At 61.8% G+C, this 13,972-nt stretch carries 11 protein-coding genes and 1 riboswitch; of the genes, 5 read left to right on the top strand and 6 right to left on the bottom strand.

The features are described 5' to 3' along the window. Positions 1–115: 115 nt before the first annotated feature. Positions 116–1,537 (top strand): bifunctional D-glycero-beta-D-manno-heptose-7-phosphate kinase/D-glycero-beta-D-manno-heptose 1-phosphate adenylyltransferase HldE, encoded by a 1,422-nt coding sequence (gene hldE / locus AC3IX4_RS26620; protein ID WP_489258280.1) that lies wholly within the window; start codon positions 116–118, stop codon positions 1,535–1,537. Positions 1,538–1,651: 114 nt separating this feature from the next. On the opposite strand, the gene AC3IX4_RS26615 is transcribed toward hldE, so the two are convergent. The 4 genes from AC3IX4_RS26615 to AC3IX4_RS26600 all read right to left on the bottom strand — a co-directional run bounded on the left by AC3IX4_RS26615 (position 1,652) and on the right by AC3IX4_RS26600 (position 5,034). Beyond that, a complete protein-coding gene (locus tag AC3IX4_RS26615; RefSeq protein WP_489258279.1) occupies positions 1,652–2,611 on the bottom strand; it encodes a metal ABC transporter ATPase in 960 nt (319 codons plus the stop codon). Positions 2,612–2,649: 38 nt separating this feature from the next. Beyond that, positions 2,650–3,462, bottom strand: a complete 813-nt coding sequence (locus AC3IX4_RS26610) for an aldo/keto reductase (RefSeq protein WP_489258278.1) — start codon at positions 3,460–3,462, stop codon at positions 2,650–2,652. Beyond that, positions 3,459–4,634, bottom strand: coding sequence for an NAD(P)/FAD-dependent oxidoreductase (locus tag AC3IX4_RS26605; RefSeq protein ID WP_489258277.1), 1,176 nt, complete (start codon positions 4,632–4,634; stop codon positions 3,459–3,461). Before AC3IX4_RS26605 ends, AC3IX4_RS26610 begins: the two co-directional genes overlap by 4 nt. 67 nt (positions 4,635–4,701) lie before the next feature. After that, positions 4,702–5,034, bottom strand: a complete 333-nt coding sequence (locus AC3IX4_RS26600) for a DMT family transporter (RefSeq protein WP_489258276.1) — start codon at positions 5,032–5,034, stop codon at positions 4,702–4,704. Between the two features lie 86 nt (positions 5,035–5,120). Here AC3IX4_RS26600 and AC3IX4_RS26595 point away from each other — a divergent pair, with 86 nt between their 5' ends. Then, positions 5,121–6,011 carry a LysR family transcriptional regulator gene (locus AC3IX4_RS26595; protein ID WP_489258275.1) on the top strand — a complete coding sequence of 297 codons (891 nt, stop codon included), beginning with the start codon at positions 5,121–5,123 and terminating at the stop codon, positions 6,009–6,011. Positions 6,012–6,025: 14 nt separating this feature from the next. Next, positions 6,026–7,297: a lipid IV(A) 3-deoxy-D-manno-octulosonic acid transferase gene (waaA, locus tag AC3IX4_RS26590; protein WP_489258274.1), complete on the top strand. Its 1,272-nt coding sequence runs from the start codon at positions 6,026–6,028 to the stop codon at positions 7,295–7,297. Between the two features lie 582 nt (positions 7,298–7,879). Here waaA and AC3IX4_RS26585 read toward each other — a convergent pair. After that, positions 7,880–9,313 carry a TolC family outer membrane protein gene (locus AC3IX4_RS26585; protein WP_489258273.1) on the bottom strand — a complete coding sequence of 478 codons (1,434 nt, stop codon included), beginning with the start codon at positions 9,311–9,313 and terminating at the stop codon, positions 7,880–7,882. Between the two features lie 175 nt (positions 9,314–9,488). Continuing rightward, a riboswitch (TPP riboswitch) is annotated at positions 9,489–9,593 on the top strand. Positions 9,594–9,746: 153 nt separating this feature from the next. Between AC3IX4_RS26585 and thiC the strand changes: the two genes are divergently transcribed. Both thiC and cytX read left to right on the top strand, forming a co-directional pair. Further along, complete coding sequence (gene thiC, locus AC3IX4_RS26580) at positions 9,747–11,636, top strand: phosphomethylpyrimidine synthase ThiC (protein WP_489258272.1); 1,890 nt, start codon at positions 9,747–9,749, stop codon at positions 11,634–11,636. A gap of 198 nt (positions 11,637–11,834) precedes the next feature. Beyond that, positions 11,835–13,127 (top strand): putative hydroxymethylpyrimidine transporter CytX, encoded by a 1,293-nt coding sequence (gene cytX / locus AC3IX4_RS26575; RefSeq protein ID WP_489258271.1) that lies wholly within the window; start codon positions 11,835–11,837, stop codon positions 13,125–13,127. Here the strand turns inward: cytX and AC3IX4_RS26570 are convergent. Next, a complete protein-coding gene (locus AC3IX4_RS26570) occupies positions 13,096–13,842 on the bottom strand; it encodes an RsiV family protein (protein ID WP_489258270.1) in 747 nt (248 codons plus the stop codon). The two genes, cytX and AC3IX4_RS26570, sit on opposite strands and share 32 nt — an antisense overlap. Positions 13,843–13,972: the final 130 nt, after the last annotated feature.

Genomic DNA, 13,972 nt, shown 5'->3' with positions numbered 1-13,972 from the left:
AATGGCCCGGCTGTTCACGCCCTTGATCGACACCGGGTCATGTCGGCTGTAAACAAGGCAACATCTTCCCTGTGCTAATATCGCGCCCCTGTTCATTTTGTATGTGGGTTGCTCCATGAAATTGTCGATGCCGCGATTCGATCAAGCCCCCGTGTTGGTGGTCGGTGATGTGATGCTCGACCGTTACTGGCATGGCGGTACCTCACGAATCTCGCCCGAGGCCCCGGTTCCGGTGGTCAAGGTCGAGCAGATCGAGGACCGTCCCGGTGGCGCGGCGAACGTTGCGTTGAACATTGCTGCCCTGGGGGCTCCGGCGTCCCTGGTGGGTGTAACCGGCGAGGATGAAGCGGCCGAGAGCCTGGCCAACAGCCTGGCTGCCGCAGGTGTGCGGGCGAACTTCCAGCGCATTGCCCACCAGCCGACCATCGTCAAGCTGCGGGTCATGAGTCGGCACCAGCAATTGCTGCGTATCGACTTCGAAGAACCCTTTGCCACCGACCCGTTGTCGCTGGGCAATGAAGTCGAGGCCATGCTTGAGGGCATCAAGGTCCTGGTGTTGTCGGATTACGGCAAGGGCGCGCTGAAAAACCATCAGAGCCTGATCCAGGCAGCCCGTGACAAGGGTATTCCGGTATTGGCCGACCCCAAGGGCAAGGATTTCTCCATCTACCGGGGTGCCAGCCTGATCACGCCGAACCTGAGCGAATTCGAAGCCATCGTCGGCCGTTGTGTCGATGAGGCGGACCTGGTCGCCAAAGGCGCCAAGCTGATGCTGGACCTGGACCTGGGTGCGCTGCTGGTCACCCGCGGCGAGCATGGCATGACGCTACTGCGTGCCGACCACCCGGCCTTGCACCTGCCAGCCCGTGCACGCGAAGTGTTCGACGTGACCGGTGCCGGCGATACCGTGATTTCCACCCTGGCCGCGGCGATCGCCGCCGGTGAAGAGCTGCCCCATGCGGTGGCACTGGCCAACCTTGCGGCTGGCATCGTGGTCGGCAAGTTGGGGACCGCGGCTATCAGCGCACCTGAACTGCGCCGGGCGATCCAGCGTGCAGAAGGTTCCGAGCGCGGCGTGCTCAGCCATGACCAGTTGATGTTGGCCATTGATGATGCGCGTGCGCACAACGAATCTATCGTGTTCACCAATGGTTGCTTCGACATCCTGCATGCCGGTCACGTGACCTACCTTGAGCAGGCTCGGGCGCAAGGCGATCGCTTGATCGTGGCGGTCAATGACGACGCTTCGGTCAGTCGCCTGAAAGGGCCGGGTCGTCCGATCAACAGCGTAGAGCGCCGCATGGCCGTATTGGCTGGCCTGGGAGCGGTGGACTGGGTGACCAGCTTTTCCGAAGGCACACCGGAAAGCTTGCTGGCTCAGCTCAAGCCGGACGTATTGGTCAAGGGCGGGGATTACTCGATCGACCAGGTGGTCGGCGCCGATATCGTGACGGCCTATGGCGGTACCGTGAAGGTGCTGGGCCTGGTGGAAAACAGCTCGACCACCGCCATCGTCGAGAAAATCCGCAAGAACTGAGCCTGGGCGACCACATCGAGGTGTGTTCATTGTAGGAGCCGACCTTGGTCGCGATGGCATCACCGCGGTTTGCCTGATGCACCGCGGTGATGCCATCGCGACCAAGGTCGGCTCCTACAACCGTTGCTGCATCTGCAGCAACTCCCGTGCCTTGGCTGTCAATCGACGCAAACCCAGGCGAGTGCCGTGAGCCGGGGCCTCCAGCCCCTGCTGCTTGAGCCAGTCCTTCCAGCGAATGCGTTCTTCAGCCACCAGCCAACCCTGCTGGCGGGCGAAGCTTTCCGCCAGAAACACCCCGCGAGTACTGGCCGGCAGCAGTTGGTCCTTCTTCAGTGTGTAGAGCTCAGGGCAGGGATGACCGTCCTTGAGAGGCATCAAGTACAGATCGGGATGGCTGCGGTCCAGGCGGGCAACCAATTGCTCGCCTTCCAGGCGTTCATCCACATGGAACAGGCTCAGTGACTTGGCGTCCCTGGGGACTTCAAGGCGCAAATCGTAGACCAACTGCAATGACGCCGTCGGCAGATGCACATAGGCACGCGGGCGTTCGATCAAATGCAGGTTGGCGCAGCGCACCGGCCGTGCCGCGCCCGACAGCGGGGTCAGGCGAAAGGGCATTGCTTCACGGTAATGCAGGGCTTCGCGATAAGGTGCGGGAAGCCAGGTGTCGTTGAAGCGGCCATGCAGCCAGCCTTCGGGTGTTTCCAGCAGGCATTCCTCGGCCACTTCCTGCACTGCGGTGAGCAGCGGCAGATTCAATTCATGGGCCGGCACGTAACCAGAAATCAGTTTGAGCACCACATCGCCCCGGTCCTGGCGGTGTTGGCGCACCAGCACCCAGAATTCGCGGTTTTGCCATTGCAGGGTCAAACGCACCGAAACCCCCAGGTTCGCCAACTCCACCGAAAACCGGTTGCTGTCGGCGATATGCACCTGTTTGCGCCGCTGCAAGGTCTGGGCAAAATTCAACGGCCTGCCGACGCTCTGATAGGTCAGGCCCTCGGGAGTGGCTTCGACGAACAACGGCAGGGTCTTGAAGTTGCTGGGGTTCTTTCTTATCAGGGTTCGCGGCATCTCGGCTCCTTGCGGTGGGGGCGGCCGCGAGGGCGGCGCTATCGATTACGCAGTACGGCGGCGGCGGTGGCGACGTTGTGGGCCAGGTGCACAGGGTTGATGGTGCCGACAATCGCACTGGCAACGCCTGGGTGATCAAACAGCAACTGGAAGCTGGCCTGCACTGGATCGGTGCCGGGGCTCAGGCAGACATGGCCGCTGGCCAAGGCTTTTTTTACCAGAATGGCTTTGCCATGGCTGGCAGCATAGTCAATGACCGGGCGTTCGCCTTGTTCGTTCAAATTGTAGGTGACCATGGCGCAATCGCCTGCCTCCAATGCCTTCAATCCGCCTTCGACCGTTTTACCGGAAAACCCGAAACCGCGAATCTTGCCTTCGCGCTTGAGCGCCGCGAGGGTTTCATAGACGCCGGTATCATTCAAAACCTGCAGGTCGTTGCCGTCGGAGTGGACCAGCACCAGATCAATGAAATCCGTTTCCAGGCGTTTCAGGCTGCGCTCGACGGAAAAGCGTGTGTGTTCGGCGCTGAAGTCAAACCGGGATACCCCCTCGTCAAACTCCTCGCCGACCTTGCTGACGATCACCCAATCCTGGCGTTGGCCGCGCAGCAGCGGGCCGAGGCGTTCTTCGCTGCGGCCATAGGCGGGCGCGGTGTCGATCAAGTTGATGCCCAGATCGCGAGCCTGATCGATCAGCAGGCGAGCGTGCTGGTCATCGGGAATGGTGAAGCCGTTGGGGTATTTGACCCCTTGATCGCGCCCCAGCTTGACGGTGCCTAGGCCCAGCGGCGAAACCACAAGGCCAGTGCTGCCCAAGGGGCGATGCAGATCGTGCAGGGTGGGCAGGGTCATGGCAGCAATTGCTCCCAGGCAGGTTGCGCCACGCTAGGGCGCGGAAAGTCGGGCAGCGTCGGGTGTTGGCCAGGCTTGATGTCGTCTTGTTCAAGCTGTGCCAGGACCCGATCAGCAAAATCAGGCGCCAACGCCAGTTTAGTGGGCCAGCCGACCATCAGCCTGCCGTTTTCGGTAAGAAAGGCATTGTCGGGGCGCGCCAGTCCCGATTGGGCAGGTTCTGCACGGTCCACGCGCAAGGTTGCCCAGCGCACCTGGGATTGATCGACCCAGGGCAACAGGTTAGCAATTTCTTTTTTGGCCACGGCAATCTGCGCCTCAGGCTCGCGGGCAACGCCGTCGGCTTCCGCGATGTCGCCACCCAGGTACCAGACCCATTGGCCGTCGGCGCCAGGGTGAGTGGTAACGGTGATTCGCGGCTTGGGCCCGCCGCCCAAGCAGTGGGCGTAGAGCGGTTTGAGGTTCGGCCCCTTGGCCAGCACCATGTGCAGCGGGCGTCGCTGCATGGCTGGTTGATCCAGGCCCAGGGCGGCCAGCAATCCGGCGTTGCCGGCGCCAGCGCTGAGCACGATTCGCTGGGCCCGAATCTCGCGCCCGTCGACCTTTAGCCCCACCAGTTCATCGCCGTCTCTGAGGGGTTCCAGGGTCTGCCCGGCCAGCAAGCTGTCGCCGGCCTGGATGGCCAGTTGCTCGATCAGGCTCGGTACGTCGATGACCAGTTCGGCCAGTCGATACACCTTGCCCTTGAAGCCTCGGTCCTGCAGGGCCGGGGGGAGTTGCTCGCCCTTGACCTGGTCGACCCGGCCACGCACGGCCTTGCTGGCAAAAAAGCTGGTCAGGTTGCCGGCCAGTGTGCCAGGCGACCACAGGTAATGGGCTTCAGACAACAGGCGTACCCCTGAAAGGTCCAGCTCGCCGTTGCCCGCCAGCGCTTCACGCCAGCGCCGTGGCATGTCGGCAATTGCCTCTGACGCGCCCGTGAGGGCGCCATGCAGCGCATATTTGGCGCCGCCATGAATAATGCCCTGGGATTTGACGGTTTGCTCGCCGCCCAGGGTGGCGCTTTCCACCAGTACCGTCGAATAGCCCTGGCGGCGCAGGCGAGCATTGAGCCAGAGACCGGCGACGCCTGCGCCGACGATCAGGATGTCGGTGGAAATTACGGATGGCATGGAACGACCTCACAGGCTGGAACAGGTGCGCAGTATACAGCCTGTGAGGTTTTCTACTCGTGCAGGGTCAATGCCCCGCGGTTTTGGAGAATACCTGGATCACCCCCACGCCCAAGACGATCAGTCCCATCCCGAGCATGGCCGGCAGGTCCAGTTTCTGGCCGTAGATCACCAAGGCCGCGATGCTGATCAGCACGATACCCAGGCCCGACCACACGGCATAAGCGATACCGACTGGAATGCTGCGCACCACCAGGGTCAGCATCCAGAACGCAACCGCGTAGCCGGCGATCATCAACAGCAGCGGCAGTGGGGTGCTGATGCCTTTGACCGCCTTCATGGAAGCTGTGGCGATCACTTCAGCGCAGATGGCGATGGCCAGGTAGTAGTAGGCAGTCATGGTGAGATCCTCCGTCGTAGGCCCGTATTCTAGTCGATGGTCAGATGGGGTAAAGTCATTACCTATCCTCTATGGAGATAGGTTGTATGGCGCAGCAGTGGAATATCGAGCAGATTCGCCTGTTCGTGCGCGTGGCCGAGCAGCGCTCGTTCTCGGCTGTGGCGCGCGAGCAGCACAAGGCCCAGTCGGCGATCAGCAACGCCATCGCTTTGCTGGAAACCGATCTGGGTGTGACCCTGTTTGAGCGCAGCAGCGGTCGCCAGCCTCGCCTGACCGAGGCCGGCAACGCCTTGCTGGAGGAAGCCCGCGAGCTGCTGCGCCAATGTGAGCGGCTCGATGGCAGGGCACTGGCATTGATGCGCGGGCAGGAAGCGCAGTTGCGCGTCGCCCAGGACGAAGCCATGCCGTTCCAGCCGGTCATCGACAGCCTGGAAGCACTGGCGACGCGGTTTCCCCTGGTGGAGGTGCAGATGTCCAGCGCCGCCCAAGGCGATGTGGCGCGCAAGCTGGTGGAGCGCCGTGCCGACCTGGGCTTGCTGTTTCACCAGGATCGAATGCCAGCAGCGCTTGAGCGTAGGGCGCTGGGCAGCGTCGAAATGGTCACGGTGTGTGCGGTGGGTCATCCATTGGCCGCGCATGCCCAAGTGTCCCGCCGGCAACTGGCGCAACACCGCCAGTTGCTGATTGCCCCACAGCAAAGCGGTTATCCCGGTGGCGACCCGATCAGCCCGCAAGTCTGGCGGGCCGACAGTTTCTATGTGATGGCCGAAATGCTCATGCGCGGGCTGGGCTGGGCCTGGCTGCCGCGTCATGTGGTGCAGTATTCGGCGTATCACGGCCATATGATTGAGCTTGCCTGCGAGTGGACGCCGCCTGCGCTGGTGGTCGAGCTGGTGTGGCGGCGTGACGAGCCGTTGGGCCCTGCGGCGCAGTTTCTGGCCGAGCGCTTCGCACTGCACTTGCGAGCCATTGGCTAGTACACTTCGTCGCCATGAACAGAACCCTCTATACCCTGCTGCTTCACCTCGGCCTGCCCTTGATTGCGTTGCGCTTGTACCTGCGTTCGCGCAAGGCCCCAGCCTACGCCCGGCGAATCGCCGAGCGGTTCGGTTTCAAGCTGCCGGCGCTCAAGCCCGGCGGTATTTGGGTGCACGCGGTGTCGGTGGGCGAAAGCATCGCTGCGGCGCCGATGATCCGCGCCTTGATGGCGCGTTATCCAGTCCTGCCCATCACCGTCACCTGCATGACCCCGACAGGCTCGGAGCGCATCCAGGCGATGTTTGCCAACGAGCCGCGCATCCAGCATTGCTACCTGCCGTATGACTTGCCATGGGCTGCGGCTCGCTTCCTCAAGGCAGCCCGCCCGGTCTTGGGTGTGATCATGGAAACCGAGTTGTGGCCCAACCATATTCACCAGTGTGCCAAGCGCGGTATTCCGGTGGCGTTGGCCAACGCGCGGTTATCGGAACGCTCGGCCCGTGGCTATGCGCGATTCGGCGGGCTGACTCGGCCCATGTTGGCTGAAATGAGCTTTTTTGCGGTGCAAACCGAGACTGAAGCCGAGCGCTTTCGCCAGTTGGGCGCGCGGCCTGAATGCGTGCAGGTGACAGGCTCGATCAAGTTCGACCTGAACATCGACCCGCAACTGCTGGAGCGCGCAGGCCTTCTGCGGTCAAGCTGGAGCGCCACCGAACGGCCGGTCTGGATCGCCGCCAGTACCCATGAAGGCGAAGACGAAATCGTGCTGGCGGCTCACCGCCAGTTGCTGGCGCACCACGCTGATGCCTTGTTGATCCTGGTCCCTCGTCATCCCGAGCGCTTTGCCAGTGTGTTCACGCTCTGTGAGCAGCAGGGCTTCAAGACCGTCAAGCGCTCCGTGGGTACCCTCGTAGACGCACAGACGTCGGTCTTGCTGGGCGACACCATGGGTGAGTTGCTGTTTCTCTACGCCCTGGCCGACAGTGCCTTTGTCGGTGGCAGCCTGATTGCCAGTGGCGGGCACAACCCGCTTGAGCCAGCGGCCTTGACCAAACCTGTGTTGACCGGGCCGCATGTGTTCAATTTTCTGGAAATTTCGGCGATGTTGCGCGCTGCGGGGGCTTTGCAGGAGGTTGACGATGCGCGGGGGTTGGCCGAAGCGGTGCGCCGGCTGATCGAGCTGCCCCAAGAAGCACAGAAGATAGGACAGGCGGGATTGACCGTGATGCGCGCCAACCAAGGCGCCTTGCAGCGCTTGCTGGACGGCTTGGCACGCTTGGTCTGACTGCGAAACTGGCTCCACGGTACGTTCTGCCTGATACACCGTGGCGCGCTCATCGCGGCATAGGTATCTACACAATTCTGGGGCAGCGCGGCTCTTGTAGCCGCTGCCGAGGTACGAGGCTGCGATCGGCGGCGAAGCCGTCGTAAATTCAGGCCCTTCGGTGTGCCTGATGGATTACGGTCTCAGGTTTTACGGCCGCTTCGCTGCCGATCGCAGCCTCGTACCTCGTCAGCGGCTACATTCGTAGCAGTAGACGAGTTCAGCGAGGCTAGGTCCGGGGACGTAGTCCTCGCAAAGCCTGTACTCGCGGTGTATCTGAATACTGAAGTGCCAGGTTTTACGACTGCTGCGCAGCCGGACGTGGCCTCGTTCTACTCGTCCACTGCTACGAAATGCAGTACACCAAAAGATGTGTAGATACCTATGCTCATCGCGGGCAAGCCCAGCTCCTACAAGGCCACCGCCACGGTCTGCGTGGTATGGGGTAGGAGCAGAGCTTGTCGGGGCGCCGAACCGTCGCGATGCAGACGCTGCGGTTTGCCTGATGCACCGCGGCGCGTTCATCGCGAGCAAGCTCTGCTCCTACCGGGCCTTGAGTTGTTCCTGTGCGGCTTTTGCCAGGTCCGGCGGCAGGAAGTCTTTGTCCGGGTTGTAGTCAGGCTTCAGATAGCGCTTGAGGTCTTCCAGATCCTGCGGGCTCAGCGTGCCTGCTGCCTGCTTGAGGCGCAGGTTGTCGAGGATGTAGTCATAGCGGGTGTTGTTGTAGTCACGCACCGAGGTGTACAGCTGGCGCTGGGCATCAAGCACGTCGACGATGTTGCGCGTTCCCACCTGATAACCGATTTCGGTCGCTTCCAACGCACTCTGGTTGGAGACGATCGACTGTTTGCGCGCCTGTACCTGCTCGACATCGGTATTCACCGCCCGGTGCAGGTTACGAGTGTTTTCCACCACCTGGCGCCGCAGGCTTTCGCGCTGCTGCTCGGACTGATTCAGGCGCTGATAAGCCTCGCGAACCTGCGAGCTGGTCAGGCCGCCGCTGTAGATCGGAATGTTCAACTGCAAGCCGATCGATCGTTGTTCGACATCACCGCCATAGCGCACGCCGGCCTGGGGTGCCGGGTTGGTGAAGCCCAGGCTATCGTTGTCGCCTTTCTGGTAACGCGCCACCGCATCCACGGTGGGCGCATGCCCGGCCTTGCGCTGGCGCAAGGTTTCCTCGGCCGCGCTCACCGCGTAGTTACTGGCCTGCAGGTTAAGGTTTTGCCGCGCAGCGGTGTCGACCCAGGCCTTGGCGTCGTTGGGCATCGGCGCCAGTACCGGCAGGCTGTGCTGTACACCCTGAAGCGCGTTGTACTCGCGGTTGGTCAAGGTGATCAACGCTTCGAAAGCATCATCGACCTGGCGCTGTGCCAGGATCCGATTGGCCCGGGCGGTGTCATAGCTGGCCTGGGACTGCAGCACGTCGGTCTTGTCGGAGAGGCCGACGTCGAACCGCTCGTTGGATTGGTCCAGTTGGCGCTTGAACGCGGCTTCTTCGGCCTTGGTGGACGCCAGGTTGTCCTGGGCACGCAACACGGCGAAATAGTTCTCGGCACTTTGCAAAATAAGGTTTTGCTCGGTGGCCGACAGCTCCAGTGAAGCCTGTTCGTTGACGGCTTCGGCGGCCTGCAGTTGGAACCAGCGATCAGCGCGGAAAATGGGCTGCGCCAGGGTAGCCTGCCAGGAGTTGCCGCTGCGTGTGGAGGTCAGCGAAGGTTCATCGAGCTTGGTGCGGGTGTTCAACATGTCGGCGCCGGCCGACAGGTTTGGCAGCAGGCCGGCACGGGCCTGGGGCACCACTTCACGGCGGGCCGCATAATCGGCGCGCGAGGCCGCAAGATCGGCGTTGTTGCTGACCGCTTCCTGGTAGACGCTGACCAGGTCGGTCTTGCTGGTAAGGGGCGCTTCAGCTGCCCAGGCCAATCCGTTGGAAGCACAAGACACGGCGATGGCCAGTGAGAGTTTGCGCAGCATGAGGCGATCCTTAGGTGGTAATCACAAGGGCATGAGCGGGTCAGCCATTTCCAGGGTTATAAGCCCGCTGCGAGTGTAGTTGCGCGCAGGCTTGGCAACAATCAGGCATTTGCGCCATTTATCGAGCGCTGCAACTGGGGGTTGGCTTTCGTTGTCAGTTGTGTCTAGACTGGCCACGTTCTTGTCGGGGTGCCTCGTTATGAGGCTGAGATCGGTTAATCCGGATCCCGTTGAACCTGATCAGGTTAGCGCCTGCGTAGGGAACAAGATTTCTCGTCCTCCCGGCGAGTCCTCTTGTGCTTGGTCCGGGAATGCAGTTCATGCCATGAAACTGCCCTCGACGAGACCAGCACAGCACCAGCACTGGTGCGTCCGTGCTTTTCAGGTTCACTCCGACAATCCGCCCGCCTGGATGCTGATTGGAGAGCCTGTGATGAGTAAACAACAAAAAAATAATGTGCACCTGAGTGAGTCGGCCCAAGTCGACCAGCAGTCTGTTCAGCCGTTCACCCGTTCACAAAAAATCTACGTTCAAGGCTCGCGCCCGGACATCCGTGTCCCTATGCGGGAGATCAGCCTGGACGTCACGCCGACCGACTTTGGCGGCGAGATCAACGCCCCGGTGCTGGTCTACGATACCTCCGGCCCCTACACCGACCCCGCTGTGCAGATCGACGTGCGCAAGGGCCTGGGCGATGTACGCTCGGCCTGGATCGATGATCGTGGCGACACCGAGCGCCTGCCCGGGCTGAGCTCCCACTTCGGCCAGCAACGCCTGGACGACGAAGAACTGACCAAGCTGCGTTTTGCCCACGTGCGCAACCCACGCCGGGCCAAGGCCGGTGCCAACGTCAGCCAGATGCACTATGCCCGCCAGGGCATCATCACCGCCGAGATGGAATACGTCGCCCTGCGCGAAAACATGAAGCTGGAAGAGGCCCGTGCTGCTGGCCTGCTCAAGCAGCAGCATGCCGGGCACAGCTTCGGCGCGAGCATCCCGAAAGAGATCACCTCTGAGTTCGTGCGCGAGGAAATCGCTCGCGGCCGCGCGATCATCCCGGCCAACATCAACCACACCGAGCTTGAGCCGATGATCATCGGCCGTAACTTCCTGGTGAAGATCAACGGCAACATCGGCAACAGTGCCCTGGGTTCCTCCATCGAAGAGGAAGTGGCCAAGCTGACCTGGGGTATCCGCTGGGGCTCGGACACGGTCATGGACCTGTCCACGGGCAAGCACATTCACGAAACCCGCGAGTGGATCATCCGCAACTCGCCGGTGCCGATTGGCACTGTGCCGATCTACCAGGCTCTGGAAAAGGTCAACGGCGTGGCCGAAGACCTGACCTGGGAACTGTTCCGCGACACCCTGATCGAGCAAGCCGAGCAGGGCGTGGACTACTTCACCATCCACGCCGGGGTGTTGCTGCGCTATGTGCCGATGACGGCCAAGCGAGTGACCGGCATCGTCAGCCGTGGCGGCTCGATCATGGCCAAGTGGTGCCTGGCCCACCACAAGGAAAACTTCCTCTACACCCATTTCGACGAAATCTGCGAAATCATGAAGGCCTATGACGTCAGCTTCTCGCTGGGCGACGGCCTGCGTCCGGGCTCGATTGCCGATGCCAACGACGAAGCGCAGTTCGGTGAGCTGGAAACCCTGGGCGAGCTGACCAAGATCGCCTGGAAGCACGACGTGCAGTGCATGATCGAAGGCCCGGGCCATGTGCCTATGCAACTGATCAAGGAGAACATGGACAAGCAGCTGGAGTGCTGCGACGAGGCGCCGTTCTATACCCTTGGCCCGCTGACCACCGACATCGCCCCTGGCTATGACCACATCACTTCGGGCATTGGTGCGGCGATGATTGGCTGGTTCGGCTGCGCCATGCTCTGCTACGTCACCCCCAAGGAGCACCTGGGGCTGCCCAACAAGGATGACGTCAAGACCGGGATCATCACCTACAAGATCGCCGCCCATGCGGCCGACCTTGCCAAGGGGCACCCCGGTGCACAGATTCGTGACAATGCCTTGAGCAAGGCGCGTTTCGAGTTCCGCTGGGAAGACCAGTTCAACCTGGGCCTGGACCCGGACACTGCACGGGCCTACCACGATGAAACCCTGCCGAAGGAATCGGCCAAGGTCGCGCACTTCTGCTCCATGTGCGGGCCGAAATTCTGCTCGATGAAAATCACCCAGGAAGTGCGAGAATACGCCGCCAACCAGCGCATTGAAGCGAGCAACGTGGAAGCCGAGGACGGCATGCGCGAGCAGTCCGAGCGGTTCCGCAAGGAAGGCAGCCAGCTGTATCAGAAAGTCTGATCGGCACTCCGACTTACCTGAACGCCGAACCACCGCGTGGCCTTCATCGCAGGCAAGCCTGGCTCCTACAAGATCTGTAGGAGCCGGGTTTACCCGCGATGAAGGCCACGCGGTCTGACTGAGTACCGCGGTGTGTCCATCGCGGTTTTTGGGCAGCCAGTGATTAACAACAACACTTATCTGTCTGAGATCGAACATGTGAACACTTCATCCAGTACCTATTCCCCCGACCAGGCGATCAGCGCAAGCCAGCGTGTTTTCGGGGCGCGTGACCTGTTTTCCCTGTGGTTTTCCCTTGGCATCGGCCTGATGGTGCTGCAGACCGGTGCACTGCTGGCGCCAGGCCTGGGCCTGTCCGGCTCGATTCTGGCGATCCTGCTGGGCACGGCGGTGGGGGTTCTGCTGCTGGCGGCCGTGGGCGTGATCGGTAGCGACACCGGCCTTTCGGCCATGGCTTCGCTCAAACTGACCTTGGGCAAGCAGGGCGCAGCTGTGCCGGCCGTGCTCAACCTGCTGCAATTGATCGGTTGGGGCACGTTCGAAATCATCGTTATGCGCGATGCTGCAAGCCTGTTGGGTGCGCGAGTGTTCGGCGAGGGCGGCCTTGGGACCAGTCCCCTGTTGTGGACATTGTTTTTCGGCGGGCTGGCGACTTTGCTGGCGATTGGCGGGCCGCTGACCTTCGTGCGCAAAGTCTTGCGCAAGTGGGGTATCTGGGTGCTGCTGGGCTCCTGCCTGTGGCTGACCTGGAACCTGGTTACCAAGGCCGATTTGCCAACCCTCTGGGCTCAGGCCGGTGATGGCACGTTGTCGTTTGCGGTCGGTTTCGACATCGCCATTGCCATGCCGCTGTCGTGGTTGCCGCTGATCGCCGACTATTCGCGCTTCGGCAAGGGTGGCAAGGGCGTTTTCACGGGCACTGCCGTGGGCTACTTTATCGGCAACGTCTGGATGATGAGCCTGGGCGTCGGCTACATCCTGGCCTTCGCGCCCAGTGGCGAAGCCAATGCCATGTTGCTGGCGCTGGCAGGCGCGGGCCTGGGTATCCCGCTGCTACTGATCCTGCTCGACGAGTCGGAAAAAGCCTTTGCCGACATCCATTCGGCAGCCGTTTCCACCGGCATGTTGGTGCGTGTGAAAGTCGAACACCTGGCCTTGGCGCTGGGCCTGCTCTGCACCCTGATCGCCTGCGTGGCGCCGCTGACCCAGTACCAGAACTTCCTGTTGCTGATCGGTTCGGTATTCGCACCGCTGTTTGGCGTCGTGCTGGTCGATCACTTCATCCTGCGCCAGCGCAGCGCCACGACGGCAATGGTCGGCCTGCGCTGGACAGCGCTGCTGGCCTGGCTGGGCGGTATCAGCACCTACCACTTGCTGGCTAACCTGTATCCGGATGTCGGCGCCACCCTGCCGTCGCTGATTCTGGCAGGGCTGTTGCAGTACGCGCTGGGTCGGGCTTTCAGCCGCGGCCAGGAAACAGCTCGGGCTTGATCACACCGTTCAGGCGGGCATAGGGGATCTTCAGTTCGACGTGGCCCATGGCGTAAGGGGCAATGCTGTACACGTCGTACTTGAGGATCACCCCACCGTAGGTCAGGGCCACGTTCGGGGTTTTCTGGAATGGCCAGGTCTTGTTGAATTCAGCGTCCTGATCCAGTTTGCTGCTGATCAGCCAACCTTTGTGGGCTTCCTGCGCGGCGAGCCAGAAGGTGTTTTCCTGGCCGGGCACCAGCATGTCCTGCAGGGCCAGGGCGCGGTGCTGCTGGCGCGAATAGTTGATAAAGGCGCGACCGGGCATGCCATGGGCACCGCCGGTATCCAGATAGCTGGACAGCTCAATGATCACCAGTCCGTCATGCTGCTCGCGTACCTTGGCTTGCAGGTAGGTGCTGTTGCGTTTGCCTGCGGTGCTCAGAAACTGCTCTTCGTACGCCTTGAGCGAGGTTGGCATGGGCGCGTCAGGCGAGTTGCGGGTCATTTCCAGCAGCTTTCGCTCGATCAGCGGGTCCAGTTGCGGCTCGCCTGGAAAGTGCAACGTGTCGATATTCACCAACGGACAGTCAGCGGCGCTGCAGCCGGGCTTGATGTGCTCCCAGGCCTCGCGCTTGGCTTCGAGCGGGGCCCGCAGGTTGGGTTGAAACAGACTTTGGCAAGCGCCCAGGGTCAGGGCCACGCAGGCCACGGCGACAAGTTTGGATAACGACATGCTAATCCTTGGGGTGTTGAGGCAAAAATTCTCGTGGTTGGACTGTCGGCAAAGCCGTCAGTTCGCCACTAGAATCAATACAGTCGATTCGACTGATGGCTGCCTATCGTGGCAGCCTGCTCGCTATCTT

It is taken from the genome of Pseudomonas sp. KH_021, from assembly GCF_057838865.1.
This window is presented reverse-complemented; position numbering and strand designations above follow the sequence as displayed.